General features: G+C 61.4%; 23 protein-coding genes. 7 read left to right on the top strand and 16 right to left on the bottom strand.

From position 1 onward, the window contains the following. Positions 1 to 251: 251 nt before the first annotated feature. Entirely contained in the window at positions 252 to 1133 is an 882-nt protein-coding gene (locus AX724_RS19310) for an AraC family transcriptional regulator (protein WP_082733608.1), read from the bottom strand. A gap of 287 nt (positions 1134 to 1420) precedes the next feature. Between AX724_RS19310 and AX724_RS19305 the strand changes: the two genes are divergently transcribed. Further along, complete coding sequence (locus AX724_RS19305) at positions 1421 to 2161, top strand: SDR family NAD(P)-dependent oxidoreductase (protein ID WP_066769789.1); 741 nt, start codon at positions 1421 to 1423, stop codon at positions 2159 to 2161. 36 nt (positions 2162 to 2197) lie between these two features. Here AX724_RS19305 and AX724_RS19300 read toward each other — a convergent pair whose 3' ends face one another. The 4 genes from AX724_RS19300 to AX724_RS24605 all read right to left on the bottom strand — a co-directional run bounded on the left by AX724_RS19300 (position 2198) and on the right by AX724_RS24605 (position 5690). Next, on the bottom strand, positions 2198 to 2599 hold the full coding sequence (locus AX724_RS19300; RefSeq protein ID WP_082733607.1) for a zinc-binding dehydrogenase: 402 nt from the start codon (positions 2597 to 2599) through the stop codon (positions 2198 to 2200). Positions 2600 to 2725: 126 nt separating this feature from the next. Beyond that, positions 2726 to 3925: a tyrosine-type recombinase/integrase gene (locus tag AX724_RS19295; protein WP_066769777.1), complete on the bottom strand. Its 1200-nt coding sequence runs from the start codon at positions 3923 to 3925 to the stop codon at positions 2726 to 2728. 219 nt (positions 3926 to 4144) lie between these two features. Then, a complete protein-coding gene (locus AX724_RS19290; RefSeq protein WP_066769775.1) occupies positions 4145 to 5080 on the bottom strand; it encodes a nucleotidyl transferase AbiEii/AbiGii toxin family protein in 936 nt (311 codons plus the stop codon). After that, on the bottom strand, positions 5067 to 5690 hold the full coding sequence (locus tag AX724_RS24605) for a hypothetical protein (protein ID WP_231736763.1): 624 nt from the start codon (positions 5688 to 5690) through the stop codon (positions 5067 to 5069). Before AX724_RS24605 ends, AX724_RS19290 begins: the two co-directional genes overlap by 14 nt. A 238-nt stretch (positions 5691 to 5928) precedes the next feature. On the opposite strand from AX724_RS24605, the gene AX724_RS19280 reads away from it, so the two are divergent. Further along, a complete protein-coding gene (locus tag AX724_RS19280; RefSeq protein WP_066769773.1) occupies positions 5929 to 6192 on the top strand; it encodes a hypothetical protein in 264 nt (87 codons plus the stop codon). Positions 6193 to 6270: 78 nt separating this feature from the next. Next, the gene (locus AX724_RS19275; RefSeq protein WP_066769770.1) at positions 6271 to 7167 is read left to right on the top strand and encodes an abortive infection family protein; all 897 of its coding nucleotides are present in this window, start codon (positions 6271 to 6273) and stop codon (positions 7165 to 7167) included. Here the strand turns inward: AX724_RS19275 and AX724_RS19270 are convergent. Beyond that, complete coding sequence (locus AX724_RS19270) at positions 7164 to 7775, bottom strand: hypothetical protein (protein ID WP_066769767.1); 612 nt, start codon at positions 7773 to 7775, stop codon at positions 7164 to 7166. The two genes, AX724_RS19275 and AX724_RS19270, sit on opposite strands and share 4 nt — an antisense overlap. Positions 7776 to 8066: 291 nt before the next feature. Between AX724_RS19270 and AX724_RS24870 the strand changes: the two genes are divergently transcribed. Beyond that, positions 8067 to 8237 (top strand): AtpZ/AtpI family protein, encoded by a 171-nt coding sequence (locus AX724_RS24870; protein ID WP_331711466.1) that lies wholly within the window; start codon positions 8067 to 8069, stop codon positions 8235 to 8237. Positions 8238 to 8365: 128 nt separating this feature from the next. Here AX724_RS24870 and AX724_RS19260 read toward each other — a convergent pair whose 3' ends face one another. Beyond that, a complete protein-coding gene (locus tag AX724_RS19260) occupies positions 8366 to 8767 on the bottom strand; it encodes a DNA-binding protein (protein ID WP_066769765.1) in 402 nt (133 codons plus the stop codon). A gap of 227 nt (positions 8768 to 8994) precedes the next feature. Here AX724_RS19260 and AX724_RS23695 point away from each other — a divergent pair, with 227 nt between their 5' ends. The 3 genes from AX724_RS23695 (at position 8995) to AX724_RS19250 (ending at position 10547) form a co-directional block, all read left to right on the top strand. After that, positions 8995 to 9147 (top strand): hypothetical protein, encoded by a 153-nt coding sequence (locus AX724_RS23695; RefSeq protein WP_156448168.1) that lies wholly within the window; start codon positions 8995 to 8997, stop codon positions 9145 to 9147. 139 nt (positions 9148 to 9286) lie between these two features. Beyond that, complete coding sequence (locus tag AX724_RS19255) at positions 9287 to 9562, top strand: HU family DNA-binding protein (RefSeq protein ID WP_066769761.1); 276 nt, start codon at positions 9287 to 9289, stop codon at positions 9560 to 9562. Between the two features lie 76 nt (positions 9563 to 9638). After that, complete coding sequence (locus tag AX724_RS19250) at positions 9639 to 10547, top strand: hypothetical protein (RefSeq protein WP_066769757.1); 909 nt, start codon at positions 9639 to 9641, stop codon at positions 10545 to 10547. Between the two features lie 31 nt (positions 10548 to 10578). Here the strand turns inward: AX724_RS19250 and AX724_RS19245 are convergent, their stop codons facing one another. The 9 genes from AX724_RS19245 to ltrA form a co-directional block, all read right to left on the bottom strand. Continuing rightward, positions 10579 to 11502: a nucleotidyl transferase AbiEii/AbiGii toxin family protein gene (locus AX724_RS19245; RefSeq protein WP_066769755.1), complete on the bottom strand. Its 924-nt coding sequence runs from the start codon at positions 11500 to 11502 to the stop codon at positions 10579 to 10581. Further along, positions 11492 to 12265 (bottom strand): type IV toxin-antitoxin system AbiEi family antitoxin, encoded by a 774-nt coding sequence (locus AX724_RS19240; RefSeq protein WP_066769744.1) that lies wholly within the window; start codon positions 12263 to 12265, stop codon positions 11492 to 11494. Before AX724_RS19240 ends, AX724_RS19245 begins: the two co-directional genes overlap by 11 nt. 161 nt (positions 12266 to 12426) lie before the next feature. Then, positions 12427 to 13602, bottom strand: coding sequence for an ATP-binding protein (locus AX724_RS19235; protein ID WP_082733606.1), 1176 nt, complete (start codon positions 13600 to 13602; stop codon positions 12427 to 12429). Positions 13603 to 14134: 532 nt separating this feature from the next. Beyond that, positions 14135 to 16954 carry a conjugal transfer protein TraG N-terminal domain-containing protein gene (locus tag AX724_RS19230; RefSeq protein ID WP_066769739.1) on the bottom strand — a complete coding sequence of 940 codons (2820 nt, stop codon included), beginning with the start codon at positions 16952 to 16954 and terminating at the stop codon, positions 14135 to 14137. Positions 16955 to 16969: 15 nt separating this feature from the next. Continuing rightward, positions 16970 to 18370, bottom strand: a complete 1401-nt coding sequence (locus AX724_RS19225; RefSeq protein ID WP_066769799.1) for a conjugal transfer protein TraH — start codon at positions 18368 to 18370, stop codon at positions 16970 to 16972. 65 nt (positions 18371 to 18435) lie between these two features. Continuing rightward, the gene (locus AX724_RS19220) at positions 18436 to 19254 is read right to left on the bottom strand and encodes a conjugal transfer protein TraF (RefSeq protein WP_066769737.1); all 819 of its coding nucleotides are present in this window, start codon (positions 19252 to 19254) and stop codon (positions 18436 to 18438) included. A 269-nt stretch (positions 19255 to 19523) separates the two neighbouring features. Continuing rightward, positions 19524 to 21356: a conjugal transfer protein TraN gene (locus tag AX724_RS19210; protein WP_066769732.1), complete on the bottom strand. Its 1833-nt coding sequence runs from the start codon at positions 21354 to 21356 to the stop codon at positions 19524 to 19526. Continuing rightward, positions 21353 to 22099: a type-F conjugative transfer system pilin assembly protein TrbC gene (gene trbC, locus AX724_RS19205; protein ID WP_066769730.1), complete on the bottom strand. Its 747-nt coding sequence runs from the start codon at positions 22097 to 22099 to the stop codon at positions 21353 to 21355. The genes AX724_RS19210 and trbC overlap by 4 nt, the downstream gene beginning before the upstream one ends. 11 nt (positions 22100 to 22110) lie before the next feature. Continuing rightward, complete coding sequence (gene ltrA, locus AX724_RS19200; RefSeq protein WP_066769728.1) at positions 22111 to 23733, bottom strand: group II intron reverse transcriptase/maturase; 1623 nt, start codon at positions 23731 to 23733, stop codon at positions 22111 to 22113. Between the last annotated feature and the right edge of the window lie 454 nt (positions 23734 to 24187).

Genomic DNA, 24187 nt, shown 5'->3' with positions numbered 1-24187 from the left:
CTTTTTGCACGCCGATCACCCCACGAAGGGGGTGCCTATTGCACGCTGATCCTCACCGAAGATACAGAACTCGAACTCGGTTTTGTCTTCCTGCGGAATTTCAAGACTGTCTGGGACTACCGAGAGAAACAGCTCTACCTCCTTGCGCAATGATTTCTGACGGACGGCGAAATACGTGTCTCGACCGTCCCGTTGCACGCGAGGACCCGGGTTTCTCAGCATTTGTTCCTGCTGAACATCATCAGGTCAGGTCAGCGCTGCAGATCGATCAGCGGTGAGTTGCCGAACATGTTCTTGTATTCTCGGCTGAACTGGGCCGGGCTTTGATAGCCCACCTCGAATGCAACACGCGCCACATTGGTGCTGCCAGCCACAAGCAACTTTCTAGCTTCGAGAAGGCGCATTTGACGCTGAAAGGCGAGCGGGCTGTATCCGGTAACAGCCTTGAAGTGCCTATGAAACGAAGTCACGCTCATGCCTGCGCTTGCTGCCAGTTCCTGGATGATCACTGGTTCGTCGTTATGGGCGCCTAGCCAGTCTGCGGCCGCCTTGATTTGCCGAACACGATCGTTCCGCTCCACGATCTGACGTAGCGTACCGCCCATCGCGCTTTGCAGGAGACGATAATAGAGTTCGCTTTCGTAGAGTGGCGCGAGCACCCCTATGTCGTCAGGCGCGTTCACAAGGCCGACGAGTTGCGTGAACGCTTCGCCGACCACGCCACCCAGATCGCCCGCCGCTACCGCGCATGTCCATCGCTCCTGATGTTTAGGCATGTCGAGTACGACCCTTGTGAGCCTATCGACGTCCAGATGGAGGCTGATGCCGACATACGGAGCATCCGGCGTCGCGCCAATGAGCTGATGAGAATAGGGCAGCCCAAAGGATGACGCAGCGCAGTCGCCGGCCGACATCTCGAAACGGTTGGCGCCCATCGTCAGGACTTTTGCGCCACGCGCGACGGCATAGAACATAGGCTCAAATACCGCCGCTGTGGGGGGCGTGACACTCGTGCTCGTCCATAGCGTCAAGCGTGGAACAGGTGTTGCCTGCCCAACAAGCGCGCCACGCGGAGCAATATGGGGTGCGATATCGTCAAGCAGGCGGCGGGTCGCAATCTCGAGATCAAACATACCCATTAGTTAGTCACTTGGTAGGATCAGGCAAGAGTAAGGTAGTATCGGGAATGCCGTTTCCTTGTCGCTGACCTATCTCAAGGACGGAAGGAAATGCGAAGCGATGACGAGGCTCCGAACCAAATTGCCGACGCCAATCGTGCACTTGCGCGAGGCGGACGTGACGGGCGGCGATAGCTTTCACACAACATGACGAGCTGAGACTGAGCTGCACACTGCTCGCGCCTTGCATCATACGGACTCGCGCCACCGGCAGCGTCAAAATGGTAGAAAAGGACAAATATATGATCGATCTGAATGGAAAACGTGCGTTGGTTACGGGAGCTTCGCGAGGCATCGGAGCCGCGATCGCGCTGGCGCTGGCCGAAAGCGGCGCGGACATCGCGTTCACCTACCAGCACGCCGCCGAAAAGGCTGACGAGGTTGCTCAAGCTATACATGGTGTCGGACGTCGCGCGGTCGCCATACAGGCCGATAGCGCAGACCCGGATGCGATCACGCGCGCCGTGAGCGAGGCCGTCTCGGCGCTCGGTGGTCTTGATATTCTCGTCAATAGCGCGGCGATCGGCCATTCCGGTCTGATCGCCGACCTCGATGTGGCCGAGTATCAGAAGCTGATGGACGTCAACGTGCGAGCACCAGTGCTATTCGCGAAGGCCGCCATTCCGCATCTCTCCGCTCGGGGGCGCATAATCTCGATTGGGTCGGGGCTCGGCGAACGCGTCCCATTCCCGGGCGTAACGGCCTATGCGATGTCAAAGGCCGCGCTTACGTCCTTCACTCGCGGGTTGTCACGTGAACTCGGGCCGCAGGGCATCACCGTGAACCTCGTGCAGCCCGGATCTGTGGATACTGACGCGAACCCCGCAGACGGCCCGGCGGCAGATTTCCAACGGAGTTTGACGTCTCTGGGCCGCTTCGCCAAGCCGAGTGAAATCGCGAATGCGGTCGTGTTTCTAGCAAGTCCTGCGGCGAGTGTAATTACAGGCACCACCTTGACCGCCGACGCGGGCGCGATCGCCTGACAGCAGGCGCTCGGTAGCGGTTGGGCGAAATCGGCGTCAGGGGATCAGCACGATGCGGCCGAGGACCTTGTTGTCCTCGGCATACCGATGGGCGGCCCCTGCCTCGGCGAGCGGAAACCTTCTGTCGATTGGCACGGTGAGACTGCCTTTCGCAACGTCGGCGAGCATCATGTCGATGGTTTGGCGCACCGCTGCACGTGACAGGACGGTTCTCATGAATACGCCGATGACCGTTTGATTTCGCTGCACCGCTGGCCAAAAATCCACTGTCAGAGCCTCGCCGCCGGCATTGCCCACGGACACCAAGACTCCTTCGTCGCGGAGCGCGGCGAGGGATGTCGCTAGGGTGGAACCCACCGGATCGACGATGAGGTCAACGCCTCGGCCGCCGGTGAGGTCACGGACCACGTCCACGACCGATTCGACGTTATGGTCGATCTAAGACAGCTGGCCCCTAGAACGCTCCCCGGACGATCTCTGACACTATGACGACGATCCCACGCCGCGGATCAGCCCGTCGCGCGGCAGCTCGCCTCATGTCTTCGACGTGGAGAAGCTGTCCTTTCAACCACGGACGCGAGACAGGACGCGGGCGGCAACATTGCTACGGACAGCAAGTTTTCGGCCGTAGCGCAGCGCGGTTGCCGGCGAACTCCAGCGTAGGGCCTGCGCAATGCCGACGCCATCCTCCCCCGCTGCAAACAGGTCCTGGGTCAGGCCGACACGCAGAGAGTGGGTGGACAGGGCCTGGATCGCGTCATGCAGCTTGCCCGCCGGCAGCGTCACCAGTCCCTTGTCGTAGGCGGCCAGCGCGATACGGCGGTAGATGCCGTTGACGCCTTGCCGGGTAAGCGATGCTGTCCCGACGGAATAAGTCGTTCGCGCCAGAGCAGTTTCCGGTTCTGCCTGCTGCGCGCGCCGTCTATCGACGCCGACCCGGCGGAAAAGCGGTCCTTCCTTGATGTCGCTTGCCTCCTCCCAGGCGTGAACCCGCCGCATGGTTTCGGCCGAGAGCCACGCCCAGGCGCCTTCGCCATCCTGGTCGGTCTTCGAGAAGGGGATGAACAGCGTCGCCGAGCCATCCTCCTGCTGATCGATTTGCAGACGTTCCACCACGGTGAGTTCGCTGACCCGCAGGCCCGCATCATAGCCCAGCGAGAGCAGGGCGGCATCTCGCAACCCCTGCAAATCGCCGCCACAGGCGTCGAGCAGTGCGGCGAGGGTGAAACCCTTGGTGACATGGGTATCCAGCGCCTTGCCCAGCCGCAAGGGGGCTGCCTGGCGCTGTCGAGCGCCCCGGCGCCGGCGGACGGCCTTGAGCGCCGCGCGCACCATCGGCGCGTCGGTAGGCGCGGTATCGCCCGCCAATCCCATCATGCGGTGTACAGAGCCGAGGCTCGCGATGCGGCGCGCGAGCGTCGCGGGCTTTTTGCCCTTGGCGTCGAGCGCATTCACATAGCGCACCATATCTTCGGGATCGGCCGGCAGCGGTGTCCGATTTTCCTCGCCGCACCAGTCGCGCCAGCAATCGAGATCGGCGGCGATTGCCGCTTTGGTCGCGTCAGCCATGGCCGCCAGCGTCGTCTCGAGCCCGAGCTGGCTGATCGCTGGCAGATCGGTTGGCACGATGCCGCCGATCGTGCGCAAGAGCCGGGTATCGACGGTTTCGGCGTCCGCGTTCCGCGAGCGCGTCGGCAGGGCTGCGTCGCCGGTCTTGACGACGATGATTTCCGCATTGGAGCCGTTGGTGGGCTTTTCGGACATCGCTTGCTACGAGCCCACGCGCCGGGCGTTATGACTATGCGGCACAAGACGCGGCACCGCTGTGCCGCGTGGTTTTTCCGAGATTGTTGTCATCTGAGGAATTGCCCCTTCCCTGCCGATTTCGCGGTGATATACTTACCATAACGATCAATTATGGTAAGTGAGAAAATTGCGCGGGGAGGGGTCTTTTACTGGCGACGGTCGAGCCTGAAATTCGCGCTAAAGTCGAGCGGCGTGCTCGACGATCCTCGCTAGGATGTCGCCGAAGGGCGGTTGCCCGCGATAATAGAGCGCGCGAGTAGTTTCATATGCCCGTTGGAACAGCTCGCGGGTTTCCCGGTCTTCGAGATGAAAGGCTGAGTTTTCGGCGATGTTCCCGTTGTCGGCCGCCGGGAAACGGGCCTCCTTGTGTGCGATATATTCCGGCGAACCAATGAACGCCTGGACGTCGGGGGCCGCTAACAAGCAATAGACGTCATAATAGTGGCGCAGGAAATTCTGCGGCATGCTGCCGTCTTCGAGATGTTTGCGATACTTCGTCGAAATCGTCTGCAGCTTCTCGACGAGCGTGTATCCGGGTTCGTAGCAGGGCACGTCGACGGCGCGGTTGTCGATCAATCCCTTCAAGCCGGATGCAACAGCCCTGTCATAGGCCCATGAACTGATCAGGCAGGGCCGGTTTGGCGCCACCTGATCGAAGCCGGCTTCAAGCAAGATGCCAGTCTTCACGCCCTCCGGCAGCGGATAGGCACTGGGGTAATGAAGACGAATTCCGGCGCTGCGCATCCGGCTGTCGTCGAATGCCTGATCGCGTTCTGCGCCTTCGAAACCGGCAATCGCAAGCTTCGGCACCAGGCCATCATAGAAGGCCCGTCGCGCGTCCACATGGATCAGTTTGTTCTGGTTCTTGCCTGTCGGCAGGTCGCCGTCCGGGTGGATCAGAATGTCGAGATCTTCCGAAAAACGATGAATCAGGCCGTAGCCCTTGGACAGGGAGGTGCCGCCCTTGAGCTCGAAGGCGAAGCCCAACTGCTGCAGCCCCCATAGGCCGTGCATGATCCAATAGTCTTTCTCGACGAGACCGGGATCGATCGCCTGGTCGCGCGCAACCACCGCGAGGAGGTCGGAAAAGTCCTTGCTGTCATGCAGGAGCATGGAAGGCCGCAGCAGCTTGAGCCGGTCGCAGGACGGGCGCGAGAAGCCGTTCAGCGCGAGCCGAACCGTACTCCTTCACCGCGCGCGTGAGCCGCCCGCGGTCCATCTCCCCTGCCCTGGCAAGAGCACGGGGAAGGATTGCCGCCTTGTCCTCCGGGAGCCGGTCGATGTTATGCAGGAGATCGACAAGCAGGACTTCCTTGGAAAGCCGCCTGGGAACCGAAGACCGCATACGAAAGTCGTACGTTCGTCCATCCAGTTTGAACCGACCATGGCGCTTACGATTATAGACTACGGGCTCGTTGTGGAGTTGGGTCATGCCCACGCCAAGCCCGTTGAATGCGTTTGGAGAGACCAGCAGGAACCGATCATCGCCGAGAAATGTCTCGACCAGCTTTTCAGGCTTTGCGGGCGCGACACCGAACCGGGTCTTGCGCGGCGCCATATAGACGCCCGCCGACACCTTCTCGAGCCGCCCTTCATCGACAAGCTGACGCACATGGCGGTCGACCGCGTTCGACCAGCGCGCCAGATCCTTGCGGCGGTAAACCTGACCTGGACGCAGGTGGCGCTTGAGTTGCGCAAGGGCGGACATGCTTCCTGTTTCCATGCGTGGCAGATATGCTTCCGGCTTGGATTTTGCAACTAATCTCATTAAAAATTCATGCAAAGAACCCACGATCCGACCGCGCCTCTATCCCTCGAAGTCGGCCGTGTGTGCCCCGCACATACTGCTGCTGCCGGTTCTCGCTGGTCGCGATACTCAGGTGAAGTGCGGCTCGGACCGCACCGACAGTGCATGATCGCCGCTACCTTGCGCTAAGGGAGCGACCGGATAACATGTTGGAATGGCAAAGGTGGCAAGCTTGGTGTTGGCGACGGTGACCGCTCCTTATGGCGCGAAGCTCTCCGCACATGAACTCGCGGCATTAATCGCTGATCCTAGCAGCGCGACCAACTTCAGCGCTGCCGCTTTCTCCTTTTTCTCCGAGGTCGATCCAGCTCTGCAACGGGAGTTCGTCGAGAAAATGGGCATTGATGTTGGGAGAGTCCGAGCGGTCGCGCGGCAGTTTTCTCAACTGTCGGGCTACACGCTTGCGCTGGCCACCTGAAGTGATCGCGCTCAGCCATGTGGCCGCTGCCTGGATGGACGGAAAGCAATCGGTCCTTGCCCTCCCGGCAACCAAACCATGAGCGACAAATTCTCTGCCTTTGTCATCAAGGCGCTGGTCGATACGATCACGGGCGGCGCCGGCAACGATAACAACCCGGCGATCGGAATCTATCGGTCGGGCCCGAAGATCGAACAATTCTTCCTCGATTGCGGCCTCGACATGCGTATCGGCGCGAGCTCTCGCGTGCCCGCGACGACGGATTTCCTGCGTCAGACCGCCAATCACTATGACGGCCAGAGCGATGTCTACATCACGCGCATCATCGAGAAGGTCTGCGATCCGCGCGAATATCTTACAGAACCCGATAAGGCGACCGCAGTTCGCGAGCATCTCAACAAAGCGCTCGCCGCAGACGAGCTGGCGGTGGTCATCGTCGGCGGCAAAGCGGTACTGACCAGACGCCAGAGCTCCGGGACGATCGTCGAACCCTTCATTCAGAAAGTCCAAACACTGGACTTCGACACGGTGCAGATGGAGATAGCGCGCGCCCTCCCCAATCTCCAGGATGACCCCGAAGATGCAGTAACCGCCGCATGCTCACTCATCGAGGCTGTCTGCAGATCCATCCTCATCGAGCTCGGGCTGCCGCTGCCGCCCCGAAAGGATATCGACGGCCTTATCCGCGCCGTCCAGGAGCCGCTGAACCTGTCGCCGGGGCGCAGCGACCTGCCCGCCGCAGTGGAAGCAGACGTCCGCCAGATCCTGAGCGGCCTGACATCGGTTGCAAAAGGCATCGGTGCGCTACGAACGCATGGTGGTGACGCTCACGGGCGTGAAAAGGGCTTCCGGCGGATTGACCCGCGCATCGCGCGTCTCGCGATCAACGCCGCCAGTTCGCTGGCCCTGTTCCTGATCGAGACATGGGAGCGCCAGGAAAAGCGCGCTCTGCCGCAGCACGCACCGGGGATTTAGCCTGAGGCGCGCGCTGCCTCTGCCCGGGGCTGCCCATGCGCGCCGCGGACATAGGGTTGCCGTCGATGTTCGCTGGTGGCGATGCCTGGGTGAAGCGCGGTTCGGACCGCCTCGGTCACGGTGTAGACCGCATGACGCTGAGCGCCGCGGTTTTCATGATCGACGAAGAACCCCTGGTAGTGCCGCGTGATCAGCCCGGCCCTCACCAGCTCCGACACCGCCCGGCTGATTGCCGTCATGCCGGTTTCGCGGACACGCTCACTGACTTCCGCCTCGACCAGGCGGTCGGCCTCGGTCGGATCACCTGGCAACTCTCCCCGGCCGACGAGCGCAGTTCGGACCTTGTCGGCGGTCGCGCGGCGCTGATGATGACGCGCGCCGCTGGGTGCGATCGTCGCGGCCAGCCATTCGCGGATCGGCACAAGTGCTTCGCCTTCGCGAACGAGCGGTCCCGCCTGCCCGTTGGCCCGCGCAACCCGCGCGATCAGGTCAAGCACCATAAAGGTATAGCGCGGCCGCGCCGAGTGCTCGGCGATAATGCGTACGATGTCGGGCATGCCCGTCGTCCGCTGGGGCGTCGCCGCCGCGAAGAGGTCCTGCTGGATCATGGAACGAATCAAGCACAAAGCTGGACTCTTGTGAATCCCCCAAATGCTCATGGAGACGGCAGACGGCACTTTTGCCATCCGTGTCACTTCACCCCTCCCCGTCATTTTTCTCGTCTTCACACCATGCTAGACCCGCCCCATGAGCAAAGATGAATCAGACCCCGATCTTATCGGGGAGGATCCCCGATTGGATGGCCTAAAGGATCGCCTCGCGGCGGCTCATACCGCCGAAGAGGAACGAACCCACCCTGCCCTACAGGTGCCGATGCCAGCTACAGCCTCGGTAATCGCGTGCTGGCCGAACTCCTTGGCGGCGTTGCCGGCGGTGCCCTGCTCGGCTGGATCAACGACAGGTTTGCAGGCACCGGTCCCCGGGGCCTGCTCATCGTAATTGCCCTCGGTATCGTCGCGGCCTTGGTCAACATCATCCGCATATCGAACCGCAAACCTGACGGATCGTGATGTTTGCCACCTACGTCACTTTACCTGGCGAGAGGTAAAGTGACACAGTTGGCACTAAAGCAAAGGCGGTGGCGTGCCGTAGTTCGCGAACGGGTTCGATCATTGTGAACCGCTGCCGTCATGCGGCTTCACGGCTGGGGATAGTTCGTTCGGACGTATTCATTCGCGGCTTCGACCGTGGCGAAGGTGCCTACCGTCACCATGTTTTCGTCGGGCCGCTGCGACATCTTTAGAAGCAGAATTTGCCCATTCTGAGGGCTCAAAACTGGCCGTTCGCGGACGCGCAGCCAATCAGCCTGTTTGGCCTCGGCCAGCGCGCAAGCCGCGTCGTAGTCATCGGCCACGCCAAGATGCGTAGACCGATCCCAGGCCCCACCGTTCAAGCATCGAACAGCAATACGGCCGTCGGCCATCGTCACCCCGAAAGGGCGATCCCACCATGCATCTAATTGGGCCTTGCTGCGCCGTTCGTTCGGCGTGGAGTCGAATAACTTCGGCAGCTTGGGGTCGAGCGGAATTCGGTTTGCCATACGTGCCCCTTACAGCATGGGAGCAGCACTAATAAAGCGCTGCGGAACACTCGATCAGCCGGCGCCGGTCTATGGCGAACGGCACCACAACGACAAATCGAAGACTTCGGAGAAGGCCTTGTAGGCACTGGCCTCCGTATGGAATGCGACTCCGGTCACATTGATGGTATAGTTTTCGGACAGCTCACAGAGATGGAACATCGACAGTTGGATTGCCGGAGACCAGCATGGCGGATTTCAGTCTCAAATATTACAAGCAGCGCGCCACGGGTGAATATCGTGCGGCCGCGCGGTCGACTTGTAGCGAGCGCATTCTCGCGCACCGGCAGATGGCGCGCCGTTTTGCCGAAAAGGCCCGAAAGGTCCGCCAGGCAGGCTAACGCATTCGCCTATCGTGTCATGAGCCGGTCTGCTGACCGCAGGGCCGACATTTTCATGCAGCACTGGTACGCCGATGGCGCAGGCCTATTCAGGCAGCTATACAGGGCCCGACTTCCACTGTGATGAAGGATCATCCGAATGAACAATAGTGAGCTTGCTGAAACCCTTGCCAGCCAGACCGGCACAACCAAAGCGGACGCCCGCAAGGCGGTCGACCTCGTCTTCGCGGCAATCGCGGATGCGGCCGCCAAGGGAGAGGAAGTGAGCCTCAACGGGTTTGGGAAGTTCAAAGTCAAGGACGTGCCCGCGCGCGACGGCCGTAACCCGGCCACCCGCGAAACCATCAAGATTCCGGCGTCCAGGAAGCTCACCTTCACTGTGGCGAAAGCCGTCAAAGACAAGCTCAACGGCTAGTCGAGGTTGACGCCTCGAGCCCCTGAGGACCGAGGCGTCGCCCCCTACCCTGCCTTGATGGTCGGCCCGGCACCAAATGAGCGATAACGACGAACTGACTGCGCTCATTCGCGATACATTCTCCCGCATCTGGCCAAGCGGCGATCCCGACATCGCGAACTATCTGACGCCAATGGTGGCGAGGTTCGCGCAGTCGGATTGCCGCGACAGCCATTTCCTCGACGAGTTCGGGAGCGGCGATCTCGGCAAGGTGGCGAGCCGGATCTGGGAAGCGATGCTCTATGGACGCTTTCAGGACCTCGGCTGGAACATGGCCAGCGAGGACAAGGGCCCCGACTTCATGGTCGATGGCCGGATCTATATCGAGGCGGTAGCCGCACAGCCGGGCGACGCCGCCAAGGGTGGCTTGCCGCAGGAGTGGCAGGATGGGGGCACCAGTGCCGCTGGGATGGTTCCCACCGACCAGATGCTCCTGCGCTGGACGTCCGTCATCAAAGCCAAGCGTGATGGCTATCTCAAATGCCAGGAACGGGAGGCGGTCGATCCGAACCTCCCGTTCGTGATCGCCGTGAACGCCTGCCGGCTGGGAGGCGATACCCACGGCATTGGGGGCGCCCCGCTCGCGGCCATGGCTGTGCTCCCCTTCGGCAGCCCGCAGGCCCATGTCGACGTGCATACAGGTCAGCCGCTCGGTGGCTGGCACCTCTCATGGCAAGACACCGTGCTCAAGGCCAACGGGGAAGAGATTCCCACCGACAGCTTCCTCCAGGAGGACTATCGCTGCGTCAGCGCGATCGTCGGCTGCTCGGGCTTCTACGTCTTTCCCGATGACCGCGACAAATTCTGTGGCCAACCGCCATATTATGTCATTCACAATCCACTCACCACCAGTCCCCTCCCCCAGCCTTGGCTCCCCGGTGCGATTGAATACGCCGTCACTGCCCATGAAGCGCACCGCCTTCAATTGGACCAACTGCCGGCCTAGCTGCGCCCTGTTCACGACCGAGATGGGTTGGTTACGAAAGCGCCGCTTCCAGCGCTGCCAGACCGGCCTGATGCCTCTTGGGCTGCGCGTCTCTGAACCGATGGATGTTCATCAATTTGAACTGCGGCGCTGGAAGCTCACGGATCGCGGGCAACGGGAAGCTTTCCCACTCCGGATCCCCAGCCTCGAAGCTTGTGAGAAACCGTCGATCAGCGGCGTCCAGCGAGGCGTGAAGCGTCTGCACAAGGCGCTTGAGCGTTTCGACATGATCCTCGTAGGTGAATGGCTCGAAGGGCATTCCTTCGAACTGAGCCTTGAATGTGGCGCTTTGGTCCTTTCGGCTCGGGCTGATCAGCTCAGCGACCGGGCGCCCGTGGCTTACGAGAGCTGCGACGACGCCATGACGAACCTCGTCAACGAGCCCTTCCCCGTCCAGCAGGCGCTTCACATCGAACAGATCGCGCGGGTGCTGCCGGTCGAGCGCGGCACAAATCTTCCCACCGAAAAGCTCGCCGTGCGAGAGGCATCGCGCCTCGACGAATGCCTCAAACCTCTCCTGCACCTGGTCCGAACATGGCAAGTCGCGGAGGGGAAGGAGATGGCCGCGCAGGGTGGGATTGACCTCCACCTTGATCTGGGTCTTGCCGCGCTGGCAGTTGAGCTTGACCTCCATCCCTTCCTGGCCCTGGCGTGTCTGGGTCACGCGGGTCGGTGGCAGGCGGCGTTCGATGTCCGCCTTGATCCGGGCGAGAGCCTCACTGATCGCGCGCAAGGATTGGGTCCGGTCGTGGATCGGTAGGTAGGTCAGATCGATGTCGACCGAGAGGCGCGGAAGATCCCATTCGAACAGGTTGATGGCGGTGCCGCCCTTCAGCGCGAAGACGGGATCGGCCATGACCAGCGGCAGGACATCCAGCAGGAGCCGGACCTGATCGCGATATTGGTCAGTTGCCACCCGAGACGAGCTCCTTGGGCAGGAGCAGCCGGTATTTCGGGACATAGCGCCCCATTTTCACAAGGCTGCGATCACCCGAACCGAGGTCTATCTGCTCCACCTTCAGATGGCGCATGACGGCGAGATCCGCTCGCTCCGCAAGATAGAGGAACAGCCGCCGGACCTTCACCGACGTGCACGCCTCGAGCAGCGATTGCATGAGCTTGGGACGGAGCGACGTCATGCCTTCGACGATCTGGCCGGCCTCGACGAGATCGAATTCCTTGGGTGCAAGGTGCAGCAGCTCCAGGATGGCCCGTTCGGGCGTCGCCGTGGTCAATGGATAGCCTTCCGGGCTTCGCTGCTCGGTGAGGCCGAGGTCATTCGGCAGCAGCTTGCTTTGCATGTGCCGAACCTCTTCCCCCCAATGCGTCTGGAACCAGGCCGGCAGGACGATATGCAGCGGAGAGAAGAGATAGGCCTTGCTCTCTCCGAAGCGCAGATAGTGGCTGTTGCCCGTCATCTCGAGGGCCGTCAGGGCTCCCACATGGACCGGGAGCTTGAGTTGCGATTGAACGCTGTATAGCGCGCCCTGCCAGGTCACGGTTTCCATGGGGCGCTTGAAAGCACCGCGGCCAAGCGAGACCAGCCACTGTGAGGCGGTATAGTTCTGCAGATCCTGCGCCGTCAGCCCGAGCGCCTTGAGATGCGGGCTGGTCGCCACGGTGTGCGGCTCCCAAGCGTCGAGCAACGACTTCAATTTATCGGTTCGAGCTACCTTCATGGCATATCTTTGGCATAAATTCCAAGGTTCCTCAATCCCTCGGAATTTCAGTCCGAATATGCCAGGGATATATGCCAGGCAGATTTTTCAATGCTGGGCTCCATGGCTTAGATGAACGCCGGCGCTATCCAAAAAATGGGAGCCGAGGACTCCTATCCAGTCTATGCCTCTGGCATTGCCCTGCGCATAAATGCATCGAATAGCGGAACGGTGAACGCGGTTTGCCCGTATCCCGGCGTGTAGATCATCCCTTTTGCCACGAGTGAGGCCCGCACAGGTCCGAAAGACGACGCTTTGCGCTGCAAATGGTCCGCGATCGCGGTCGAACTGTAGGGTCCTGGACCAAGGTCTGCCATAGCCCTCAAATAGCGCTTCTCGGAGGGCGTAAGGCGATCAAATCGGACACGAAAGAAGCTGTCATCCAGCGCCGATATTGCTGCGGGATGTGCGACGGCGACATCGTTTGCCGTAATGGGGCACTGCGTAGCCGCGTCCCAGCTTTGCTTACCCCACTCCTGCAAAAAATAGGGGTAGTTCTCGGTTACTTCCAAGATGCGGTCTACGGCATCTTGGGTAATGCTACATTCCTCCATTTCGATCGGATGGACGAGGGCGGCCGTCGCAGCTGTCCCATCGAGCGGCCCGATGCTAGCGAACAAAAAGAGACGTTCGGCGTAAGATTTGGCTTTGCCCATCTGTCCGACCAGTTGCGGCAGTCCAGCACCGACAAGGGTGATCGGTCGGTCGTTTTGCCGCGCACGGTGCAGAGCGGTGATCAACGCCGCCAGTTCCCGCTCAGCGACATATTGAAGTTCATCGATGAACAGAACGAGCGCGGTCTGTCGCTCGCCGGCCGCCTGCCCAACCAGGTCCACAAGATCTATCAAATCGGCTTCGAGATCGCCATTATCAGCGACGCCAACCTCGCCTAGGTCGAGCGATGCCTCGAGCTCGCCATAGCTCAATTTCAAAGCTTTGACGAAGCGCGCCAGCGCGCCAAGACTGCGCTTGGCAAGGGTCATCGCCGCTTGGCCGCGATCAAGTTTAAGCAAGGCTGTACGAAGGGCCGGAACGAGCATGGCCGGAAGAGATTGACCTTCCGGAGCCTCAATCGGAACGCAGATGAAACCTTCGCCTTCCGCGGCGCGCCTCATCTCATTGAGGAGAACGGTCTTCCCGACGCCGCGCAGGCCAGTTAGTATCCGACTCTGCGCTTGGCGTCCGGCGCGAATCCGATCGAGTGCAATCGCGACACCGTCCATGATAGCGTCTCGGCCGGCCAGTTCGGGAGGACGACTGCCAGCGCCCGGTGCGAAGGGATTTCTGCGAGGATCCATGATGAAGGGATTTAGCCGGTTCTAGCCGTTTTGTATAGAACCCATTAAATCCCTTAGATTTGGTGGAAGCCGACGCGGACGATGTCGAAGCGCATGGCTGCGCGATGGGTCCAATGATGACCCAGCAATTCGTCACCTGGTACCAGACAATGCGTGCGCGAGATTCAGCGAGTTACCTCGATCTCACGAATACGGCCCTGATCTACGAAGCACGGGTTCTGCGTCACCGGGCAGCCGACAATTTCATGGCGGAGCGTAGCGCGGCTGTCGCGCTCGATTGCCGACACACGGCAAATATGGTAAAGTCGCTCGGCGATGGTCCAGCATGTCAGCCTAGATACGGACACAATGTCTCAGGGAGATCATCTCCCCGGGGGGCCGATTTACACATTCATTGAGGAAGAAATCCCGGGAATGGCAATTCCGGTGGATCACGACGGGCATCCAACGCTCGGAGGCACAATCGGATACATGCTGGCTTATCTTCTGTTGGCCTCCTTCATCGGATATTTTTTCGTCGCTGTCTGAAAACCTATTTCCTGAGTTTCGGATCGCGGAAGAAATCATGATCGAGGTCTCGATTAACATCTCCCTGCAAATCGACTTCTCCTTGCACTCGCTGAGCCCTCATTGACTGAGCTGCGGCGCTGGCACCCTCCACTTCGGCCTTGCCAGACGAGATAACTCTGGCGGCGGCCCTTGGATCACCGCCGCCCGGTCCTGCCGGAAGCCGGTCAACACCATGGGGACGATAGGAAGCCCTGACGTCTGCAGCGCTGCTGACTGCCAGCTCGTGAACCTCGACGAGATTGGGCTCGTGCAGATCGCCTGCGATCTCCGCACGAATCCCATCCTGTTTTTCGTGCATCCACCGTGCGATCATACCTTGGCGCACGGCCCGTTGCTGATCGGTAAGATCGGTTGCCCATAGCTCGGGCGCATCCAGCCCCGGGTTCTCGACTTGTTGCCGTCGATACCATTGGGCCAGATCCTGACTCAGATTTTCGCTGAGTTGCATGCCATGGGTCTCGGCATAGCTAGCGTCACGCGACAGCTGTTGGGACAACTCCTCGAGCCTCCGCGCCGTCTCAGAATAGGACCGGGCACGTGCCAGCGAGTCCTCAGTCCCCACTGACGACGATGACGAATTTGAAGCCCGGCTGAACGAGCCGCCCCGCGAATAGGTGCCGTCTGACATAGTAGCGCCGACACTGTTTGCGTGTTCGTCCCGGCTTCCGCTGGATGACGTGCTCGCATTGTCACTACCCCGGCTGTCTTCAGTTACGTGCCTCATGGCGTCCGACTGAGCGCCGGATTTCGAAACACTTAGCGACGCACCAGGAAGCGCCGCTGCTACACGACCTGCGGCTCCCTTTGGAGGACGCCCTCCGGAGTTTCCACCGCCGCCAAGACCGGCGGCAAGCGTCCCGGTCGTAGTGTCGGTAACCTGAGCCTGGTGGCTATGACTATCAGTGGCCCGCTGACTCTGAGAAATCGCCGACCGTTCTTCGAGCCCCGTTGAACTGCTCGATGTACGACGATCTGATTGGTCGATCGACGTGTTCGCCTGCCGCCCACTGCTGGAGTCCCATCCCGACGAACGCTCGGTCGAAGTGCCAAACGCGCTTCGATTGGTATGGGTCGAGGTCAGTATCTCGTTGGCAGCGTTCTCGTAAGCCTGCGCCTGTCGGTGGGCTTCGCTGGCCATCTCGCGCCATTCGGCGATCGATCCCGTCGTCATCGTCGGCGTGAAGCCGAGGCGCGAGATCGCACTGGAGGTGTCGAACACCTCCTGACCATTGCCGAAGCCGTTGATCATCGCGCCGTTGTCCTGACGCCATCCCACGCTGGGCGCGCCGCCCATATAGCTGGGTGCCGTGGTCCATTGGTCGGCCTGGCGCATGTTCGAGGTCGAGTTCGCCCAGCTCACATTGCCGTAGGCATAGTTCCCCGTGGTCTGTTCGAGCGCCGCCGCCTCGGCTGCGTTCTGCGCGGGCGCCAGCATCGACATGGACTGGCCGGCGATCGACATCGCCCCGCGCGCGAGGCCGGCCGCCAGGAAAGGCACGCTCATGAGCATGAAACCAGCGATCGTCGCGGTCTCTCCGTTGACTGCGCCGATACCGGCATAGCTGCCGAGCGTCACCCCTCCCCCGGCCACGCCGTTGGCCGCTGACTCAGCCCTGGTCATGCAGATCATGTGCAGGATGACGTAGAGCGGACCCCACGCCGCCAGATAGAAGAACCCCATGGCATAGCCCTTGAGCGTGCCGACGCCGGTCTGCGGCATGAGGAACAGGGGGAAAATCACAGGAAACATCGCGAAAAAGACGACGGTCAGCACGATGTTCAGGATCGGCACCCAGGCCATCGCCTGCTGCGCGATGGAGTTATATGTGTTGCGGGCCTGAATGTCGGCCCTCGTTTGCGCAAAAGTGTCGATAGCCGCGGCGCCAGCGCCGCCGGCCATGCTGTTGCGCGCCTGCATGAAGGCGTTGATGGCCGTGTTCTGGCGCATCGTCTCGGTGAAATTGCTTCCCGATCCGGTAAAGGCCGTGTTCGCGATCGGCACGTCGTGCTTGAGCTTGTCGGCGGCCAGCGCGTTGCTCAGCTTGGGATAGACCTCCTTGCCCCACAGTGGGGCGTTGGCCTCGATCATCGGCGCCCATTGCGCGTCAAGAGCCTGATAGGCCTGCCGGCAGGTGACGATGAAGTTCTGGACGGTGCCGTCGCCCTGTCGCTCCAGCCATTCCTGCGACCGCGCCTCCGATCCCGGCCCGATCGCCGCCCACAGGTCGGGCGCCTTGGCGAGATTGGTGAGCGACTTCTGGTAGAGCATCACATCCCCGAAGACGCAGTTCTTGAAGTGGCTTTCGAGATTGGTCGAGAACTCGGCGTCTCTCACCACGAAATTGCGGGTCGCGTCGAACAGGCGCGCGCCATAGACCATGCCATTGCTGGAATAGTTGAGCTCGCTCGGCATGACGAAAACGGTCTCGGCCGTGCGGGTCAGCCAATCACCGACCTGGGTCGTGAAACTGGCGAGAACGCCAAGGCCCATCGGCACATTGTCGATCGTCGATGGCGCCAGACTGGGGTTGATCCGATCGGTCACCTTGATGCTGACCGTCGGCACCATCAAGCACAGGTAGATCGCAGTCGCCTGCAAAAACCAGTTCATCCACGCCTTGTAGTTGAGCGTGAACGCGACAACGAGTAGCGAGTAGATGAGGCCCATCACCATCACGACCCGCAGGAGCGAGCGATAGCCCCCTCCCCCGGACCAGGCCGCGACGGCATTGAACACGTTGACGAGATACTCGCCGCCGCCGACCGTGAAGACCTCCAGCATCGCCGCGCCCCCGCCTTAGTTCAGTCCCTGCGCATTCAGTCCGCGCGAGAAATTGAGCGCGGAGGCCATGCCCGGCGTCATCGAGTTCTGCAGCGTCGATTCCAGCATGATGCTGCGGTTGATGATCTGCATGGTCACCTGCAGCTTGTTGTTCAGCCGGACATCTCGCTGGCTGAATTTCGCGCGCGTCGCCGCGATCTGCTGCTTCCACTGGGTCGCGGTCTCTTGGTCGAAGGTCTGGTAGTGGACCTTCGCCTGCTCGACGCGGTCCAGCATGTTGTCGAGCATGGCCGAGAGTAGATCGACCGCCACGATTTCCGAGAGGGTCTGAATCTCGCCGTCGGTGAGCGCATAATGCGCATAGGCCTGCACAGCGAGAATCTTGTAGATTGGCACCGTAGCGAGATTGAGGAGCTGCTTTTCGGCCGCGTTCAGCGGCGTGTCGGAGCGAATCTTGTCGCTCATCGACTTGATCATCGTCGCGATGCGCGGCCGCAGCGCCGAGGATGCAGGAACCGATAGGGTCTGCTCGCCGACGTCGTAGCAATTCTCGTCGTTGCACTTGAGCATCTTGACGGCCGGAGCGTCCGCCGTGCCGTCGAGCAGGGCGGTCACGACGGCCTCTTCGGCCGGGCCGAACATCACCACCTTGCCGCCCACGCTCGGATCGGTCGACGGCGTCGTTACGACCGTGCCCACCAGCGTCATGATATATTCGGAGAAGGACTGGTCGAACGCCCCGAACTTGGCGGACTTCTTGAGAGCCTCCCACGTATAGTTATGCGGCTCGCCCACCAGCTGGTCCTTCATCGATGCGTCGGTGTTGCCGGCGATCGTGGAATCCCGCCTGTTGCCGTTGTTGCAACCCTGGCGGGAAGCCGCCCAGTCAGAGAACACGCCCTGACTATTTCCGACCGCCTCGCAGATCGTCGCACGCGTCGTCTCCATCTGCGGCCAAATGCCGCCGACCAGCGCCTGCGCGGTCTCGCAGCTCGAGATGTTCATCTGGTTGAGGAGCTGTGCCTTCTGGCTGAACTCATCCATGACCTTGCCGATCTCGGGCGATACGGAATCGATGGCGAGCTTGAAGGCGAAGCCGAGCGCATTGTTCGCTGTGGCCTTCAACATGGCCACGATCTCGGAGGCGTTGATGAACGAGAAGCTGCCCGAGAACAGGTCGATGCCGCCGCAGCCCGCCCGGGCGCTGGGAAGCTGAAGATTGAACGGTTGCACGCTTTTCTGCGGAAAACGCGTCCAGACATTGCCGAGCGAATAGTAGCCGGCGGATTGTCCCTGGAAGGCCGAAGGGCCGGTGACATTGGCCGCCCCGCCCGCGTCCGAGAAAAAGTTGTTCATCTCGGAGGCGACGTCGGCGCGCGCCACGCCTACAATCGCGAAATTGAGCGCGGCGATCATCGCCATCGAGGCGCCCGCCGAACGGAGGAAGCGGCGCGCACGACTTTTGCCTGGATGATGTGCCATCAGTAATCGCTCCCCACCTTGGTGTTCGTGAGCGTGAAGATGCGATCCATGATCTCATCCGCGCTGAGGATGCCGTAGCCGATCGGAATGGTGCGCCTTGTCGCCGTGTCGAACAGGACGAGCGCCGGCGTCTCATTGCCAGGCACGCCCATCCGGGCGCGCTGGCCGGAATCGACGACGTAGTTCGGAAACTCGCGGCTCGGCCCCCCGTCCATCGACACGGCCATCACCGCCATGCGGTGGCTGTCGGTCACCGAACGGAGGATCGGCGCGAACAACTCGCACGCGCCGCAGCTCTGGGCGAAGAAATAGAAGAGCCCGTACCGCTGCCCGAGATTGGTGAGCACTGCGTCGCGGTCGGCCTTGCGATTGTCGAGCCACGCCCGCTTGCCGACCGTCGAGACCGGCCTTTGCAGCGTGTAGTCGATGTCAGGGTTCTGCCATAGCGCCCGCTGCCAGACATCGGAGAAGGTCGACGCCCGGTCGAGCTGCTCGCGCTGGAAGCGGACATAGGCGATGACGTTCTCCTCCGACGGTTCGAGGATCGCCTTCGCCTTCAGTTCGTCCAGATGCCTGGTGATCGCGGTCATGCGGTCGACGGCGCTCTGCTGCGGCGGTGCAGCCGGCGCCTCCCGGGGCGCTGCCTTCGGCCTGTCGCAATAGAACCATTGGCCGAGCTTGCGCTCGCCGCAGTAGAACTCGTCGGGCCGGCTCTGCTCGATCGCATCCGATGACGATGGAGCGTCCTGCGCCATGAGCGGCGCCGTCAGGCCAGCGCCCAGGGCGACCAGCATCGAAATTCTAGCGATCATCGACATCGCTCATCGTCCTTTCAGCGGCTGAGGGAGAATGCGCGGAAGAATGGCTGGACAGTGCGGTGGCTGGCGCGCCGTCCCAGGCTGCGAGGTGGACGCAGCAATCGGCCACGCTGGCAGGAAGCGTTCCACAGCGATGGGATTGCGCCGCTGCCGGTGGCTGAATCGTGAGCGACGCGAGAAGGGCAGGAAGCTCGATGATGAAGAACGGCATGGTCCTATGTCCTTGGGCGGTGCTGCGTCGCGGCGACAAGGAGACGGGTTCGCCCATCTCACTTGCCGTGAAGGTCGTAGTAATTCTGAATTTTCTGCTGGATTTCGGTCATGGTCTGGACTTCATCGGGCAGCTTGGCGGCATCCATGAAGTCCGCGTAGACCTCGGTGAAATCCATCACCGACAGGTCGAGACGGGAAAACTCATCGATCGTGAAACCGAGGCATTGCTCCTTCTTGGCGGAGCCCCACGCCTTGCCCAGCTGAGGGCGGCCCTGCTCCTGAAGAACGCGGCTGAGCTTGCTTTCAAAGCAGCAATAGGCCGTTCGCCTGGTCTTGCAGATTCCGAGGAAGCTCGACGAGCAGTAGGTGCCGAGATTGTGGCAGAGGCCCATGCGGTCCTTGATGTCGAGCTTCATCTCGTCCTGTGAGCAGGCGAACAAGGTTAGGAAAGGCGTTGCCAGCGCGGCGATCGCGGTCGGCCCTCCCGCCAGAGCCGCTGCGCCCGCGCCCACCGTCAGCAAGCCCGACGTCTTGCCCGCGCAGCAGTTGATGAGGCCGAAGACCGGCTTGTGGCAGGTCTCGCGACTACCCTTGAAGACCGTGAAATTGGTCTCGTCGAATTCCTTGCCGGCCTGGTCGATCGAATGGAGAGCGACCAGCGCATCTTTGAACTCGGTGGAGGCCTCACGAACGATCGGTTCGCAGTCACCGTTGATGCAGTAGACGTCGTCGCCACAGATATATTGGGGCGCATCGGTCGTTCCGCCTGACGGTGTAGGGCATTTGTAGACCCGGTTCTCGACCTTGCACGGACCCCCGTCCGGTTCCTCGTCCAGGCATTCGGTCCTGAGGTATGTACAGCTGCCGTTCGCCTCGAGATCGCCGCAGTCGTTGCCTTGGCTGACCCGGTGGCAACTATAAGTTCGCTCCCAGTTCCAGCATGCCCGTGTCACTGCAACGCCATCGATTGTGCGGGTTGTAGGTTCAGGATCGACACAGGTTTCTGCTTCGAGCTCACATGTCTGTCCGGCGGTTGCCGCATTGCACGTTGTCTCGTTGCGATATTCTTGTGTGATCTGCCCCGAAGTCTCTTCGGTATAAGGTCGAGCTATATCCGGGCTGTCGCACTCGTAGGTGATGATCTCGCCTTCTTCGATGTCGGGCTCGGTGCAGAAGCGCGGATTGCCTTGCCGGCAGATGCTGTAGAAGACGGCTTCGCGCGAGCGCTCGCGGCATATGCCGTTTTGAACGGCCGCATTGAATGCAGGCACGCAGCGCCAGCCGACGTTGTTATTGCCTTGCGCCGCTGACGTTGCCCAGTTCTCGCAGCTATAGATAAATTTGGTCGTGCCGGGTGTCACGTTGACCACTAGCGGCGTCCGGCAGACGGGTGCGCTTTGCTCGACCTTGCTGCCGGCGTTGCAGCTCGTCTCATAGTAGCCCGCGCTGCCGGTCGTGGCCGGGAGCGGCACGCAGGTACCCTTGCTACCGCCCATCTCCTCGCCGGCGAGATAGGTCGATGGATCATTTTCCACCGATGTTGCGCGCGCCGTGGTCGAGAGGATCTCGGAATTGCTGAACGTGGCCCGGGTGCGATCGGCATCGGTCGTGATCCGGTACTGTTCGTTCGACGACTTGGTCGACTGGGCAGCCGCCTCGAGCTTTTCCGGATCGTCGAAATAGGAGCCCTCGGGCAGGCTCGTGCCCGAATAGCCGGGAACTGCGGCCGCCTGCGCGTCGCTCGACGGCACGAGCGTGGAATCGTTCCGCTTCTCGGTACCGAGCGCCTTTCCTTCTTGTCGCGCCTCATCGAGCGTCATCTGCCCGACTGCCGGCGATCCCATCGCCAGTGCCGTAAACAGCGCAGCCCAGGCAAGCGGTCGCCTCATTGGGCAGCCTTGCGCATGTTGGAAAGGCCGACAGCAGCGATCCGCGCGCCAGGGCCGTTGCCATCGACGAACTGCTCGAGCGCATATTCCACCGAGACGTTGCCGACGAGACGGTCATAAGGCGGCACCTTCGACTGACAGGAAAATCCGGCGCACAGGTCGAAGTCCGACGAAACCGCGACATAGGTCGGCACCGCCTGCACATCGAAGGCCCGAAAGAGGCGCGGATCGATGCCGACATTGGCGAAATCGTCCTGTCGATCGACAATCTTGCCGAGCCGGCCCGCGAATTCCTTCATCGAATTGTTCGGAAAGCCGCGGAAGACCACCACACCGCCGGCCCTGGCGGTATCCGCGATCAGCTTCTTCAGCGACTGCGGCGGCATCGAGAGGCTGGCGAAGACGATGAACTGGGGTGCCTCGCCCTTCCCCGCCGTCGCGTTCGAGGCGGCACCGGCCACGATCTCATCGAAGTCGACGGGCCCGGCCGGACCTTTGGGCAGCTCGCTCTTCGCGACCCGCTGCATGTTGGCCATTCCGGCGTCGCGCGACTGTGCCGCATCCTCGCGGAACGCGTCGCCCCTGTCCTTGACCTGATTGACGAACGCCTCGGCATCGGCCTGGAGATCGGCCGAGCGCTGCTTGATCGCCTGGACGTCGATCCCGTCGACGGTCTGGGCAAGCAGTGCCGTAACGCTGGCGACCGCGACAATCGCAGCAGAGCCCCAGAGATATGCGCGCATCGAAAATTCTCCTAGAGTAGAGTCAGGCGTGGGCGCTGTGGGGTGTCTCCACCGCCAGTTTCCCACGCCTGCTCTCCGAGCCGGACTTGCACCTTTCGTTGTGCATCCGGCTCTCCAGAAGTCTTGGCGAACTCGGGCTTTCTCATCCATTTGAGTTCGAACCGGTGAACGGGCACGTAGCTCATCAAGAACTGTTCCGTGCCGCCCTCGGCCCAGACCTTGTTGCCCGGATGGACAACGCTCGGCCTGCGCCCCGATGCGATCTTTCGTCCCGGAACGCGTTTGTGTTTCGCCCGAAGCCACAGCCAGAGGCGTTGCCGCACATGCCAATCAAGACTGGCAAATATGCGCTTGGCCCCTACGCAGTAACGGTAATAGGCGGACCACCCGCGAAGGTATGGATTGAGTTCCTGAAGCATGGCGGACAGCGAACGCCGAAGCGTCTGCCGACGCGCCAGTTGATTGACCCGTATGCGGAAGCCGTTGATCGGCTCGCGGGGGATTTCGATGCGGGCGTGAAGCCCGAACCGCTTGTCCCATTTGAGCCTCACGCGGCATCCCAAGAACCGACAGCCCTTGGTCAGCGCAGTGATGCGCGTCTTTTCGGGCGAGAGCGTCAGCCCCATCGCTTCGTACAGATAGGTTGCCAGTGCCTGCTTTTCGGCAAGCGCATCGGCTTCCGTCCCCGACACGAATATCAGGAAGTCATCGGCATAGCGGACAGGGTAGAAGACCGTTCGACCGGCCTTTCGATCCTTGTCGCGCTTGATCGCCGCGAGCCTGATCCCATCGGACTTCAGCTCCGGGCTTTCGGGGCGGCGCACCCAGTCCCGATACCGTTCCTCGATCACGCTGAGCGCGATGTTGGCCAGCAGCGGTGAGAGCACGCCACCTTGCGGCGTGCCGGTGTCCGTGGGGCTGTACGAGACATTCTCCAAGACCCCGGCCTTGAGGAACTGCGCGATCAGACGGTTCACCTTGTGGTCCACGACGCCTTGGCGCACGCGTTCCATCAGCGGGTGATGGCCGATATTGTCGAAGCAGGCCTCAATGTCGCCTTCAATTACCCATTGGTACGGCGTTTTGTGTCGGTAACCATCCGCCGCAGGCTTGCCCCGCGACTGGATGGTCACACGGATGTGTTCGAGACAGGCCTGACTGCCGCGCCCGGGCCGGAACCCGTATGAGACAGGCCAGAACCGGGCCTCGAAGATCGGCTCCAGAACTTGTTTGACCGCGCACTGCACCACGCGATCCTTGACCGTAGGGATACCGAGGGGTCGGAACTTCCCCGGTTTGCCCGGCTTTGGAATCCACTTCCTTCGCGCAGGAGACGGACGATATTCGCCCGCCCGGAGCTCCTCGCGGAGCTCATGAAGGAATCTGTCGACACCAATTCCGGCGGCAATTTTCTCTACGGTCGCCCCGTCGATCCCCGGAGTGCGCTTGCCGCGATTGCCGGCAATCGTCCTCCAGGCCATGTACAAGTTGCGGGGATCGGTCACCCAATTCCACAAGTCGCAGTATGGTTCTTCGGGGTTTTCCCGACTCCACTGGTAGAGCTTTCTCTGAACGCCGAGGAGCCAAGCCTGTGGGGCTTGATTACCAGAGTCCACTGGTAGTTCCTCCGTCATGAAATTCCACCGACTTCCTGCCCACCTTCGCCATGTGGACGGCTTTCCCGTCCTCGGACTACTACGAGGGCTCCGCCCCACCATCGCCCATCCCCGGTCTCCGCGGATAGCCTGCTCCGCAGCAGGCGGACGACTGTGGTTCCCGTGTTCCGACGATCAACCTTGGACCCGTAGGTGCGACGCTTAACCCCTTGCGGCTCGGGCGTACGGGCAAGAAAGGATGACCCGCACACGGATGCTTTGTAAGCATTCACCAGAAGGCAGCGTAACAGGCCAACCGGTTCACACCGCGATCTCCCCACCCCGTCAGGTGATCGGGAGTTCAACTGTAAATAAAGAGGCTTCAGACACGTCATTCGCTTGTATCTCACCTTAGATCCTGTGGTAGCCCGACCTGCGTGTCAACGGCGGAGCAAAAACCGGCCACTGTGGCGGAGTAAAAGTAGGCCACTGA

The organism is Sphingobium sp. CCH11-B1, from assembly GCF_001556865.1.
Classification (GTDB): Bacteria; Pseudomonadota; Alphaproteobacteria; order Sphingomonadales; family Sphingomonadaceae; genus Sphingobium.
This window is presented reverse-complemented; position numbering and strand designations above follow the sequence as displayed.

What these genes read in the sequence shown, in the direction of transcription:
- AX724_RS19230 (WP_066769739.1), bottom strand. Translation starts at nt 16,954, where the DNA reads ATGCTGGAGGTCTTCACGGTCGGCGGCGGCGAGTATCTCGTCAACGTG.
- trbC (WP_066769730.1), bottom strand. Translation starts at nt 22,099, where the DNA reads ATGCGCGCATATCTCTGGGGCTCTGCTGCGATTGTCGCGGTCGCCAGC.
- AX724_RS19235 (WP_082733606.1), bottom strand. Translation starts at nt 13,602, where the DNA reads ATGGATCCTCGCAGAAATCCCTTCGCACCGGGCGCTGGCAGTCGTCCT.
- AX724_RS19220 (WP_066769737.1), bottom strand. Translation starts at nt 19,254, where the DNA reads ATGTCGATGATCGCTAGAATTTCGATGCTGGTCGCCCTGGGCGCTGGC.
- AX724_RS19310 (WP_082733608.1), bottom strand. Translation starts at nt 1,133, where the DNA reads ATGTTTGATCTCGAGATTGCGACCCGCCGCCTGCTTGACGATATCGCA.
- AX724_RS19225 (WP_066769799.1), bottom strand. Translation starts at nt 18,370, where the DNA reads ATGATCGCCGCGCTCAATTTCGCGATTGTAGGCGTGGCGCGCGCCGAC.
- AX724_RS24605 (WP_231736763.1), bottom strand. Translation starts at nt 5,690, where the DNA reads ATGGAAACAGGAAGCATGTCCGCCCTTGCGCAACTCAAGCGCCACCTG.
- AX724_RS19255 (WP_066769761.1), top strand. Translation starts at nt 9,287, where the DNA reads ATGAACAATAGTGAGCTTGCTGAAACCCTTGCCAGCCAGACCGGCACA.
- AX724_RS19250 (WP_066769757.1), top strand. Translation starts at nt 9,639, where the DNA reads ATGAGCGATAACGACGAACTGACTGCGCTCATTCGCGATACATTCTCC.
- AX724_RS19290 (WP_066769775.1), bottom strand. Translation starts at nt 5,080, where the DNA reads ATGCTCCTGCATGACAGCAAGGACTTTTCCGACCTCCTCGCGGTGGTT.
- ltrA (WP_066769728.1), bottom strand. Translation starts at nt 23,733, where the DNA reads ATGACGGAGGAACTACCAGTGGACTCTGGTAATCAAGCCCCACAGGCT.
- AX724_RS23695 (WP_156448168.1), top strand. Translation starts at nt 8,995, where the DNA reads ATGGCGGATTTCAGTCTCAAATATTACAAGCAGCGCGCCACGGGTGAA.
- AX724_RS19260 (WP_066769765.1), bottom strand. Translation starts at nt 8,767, where the DNA reads ATGGCAAACCGAATTCCGCTCGACCCCAAGCTGCCGAAGTTATTCGAC.
- AX724_RS19280 (WP_066769773.1), top strand. Translation starts at nt 5,929, where the DNA reads ATGGCAAAGGTGGCAAGCTTGGTGTTGGCGACGGTGACCGCTCCTTAT.
- AX724_RS19270 (WP_066769767.1), bottom strand. Translation starts at nt 7,775, where the DNA reads ATGATCCAGCAGGACCTCTTCGCGGCGGCGACGCCCCAGCGGACGACG.
- AX724_RS19210 (WP_066769732.1), bottom strand. Translation starts at nt 21,356, where the DNA reads ATGAGGCGACCGCTTGCCTGGGCTGCGCTGTTTACGGCACTGGCGATG.
- AX724_RS19275 (WP_066769770.1), top strand. Translation starts at nt 6,271, where the DNA reads ATGAGCGACAAATTCTCTGCCTTTGTCATCAAGGCGCTGGTCGATACG.
- AX724_RS19305 (WP_066769789.1), top strand. Translation starts at nt 1,421, where the DNA reads ATGATCGATCTGAATGGAAAACGTGCGTTGGTTACGGGAGCTTCGCGA.
- AX724_RS19295 (WP_066769777.1), bottom strand. Translation starts at nt 3,925, where the DNA reads ATGTCCGAAAAGCCCACCAACGGCTCCAATGCGGAAATCATCGTCGTC.
- AX724_RS19240 (WP_066769744.1), bottom strand. Translation starts at nt 12,265, where the DNA reads ATGAAGGTAGCTCGAACCGATAAATTGAAGTCGTTGCTCGACGCTTGG.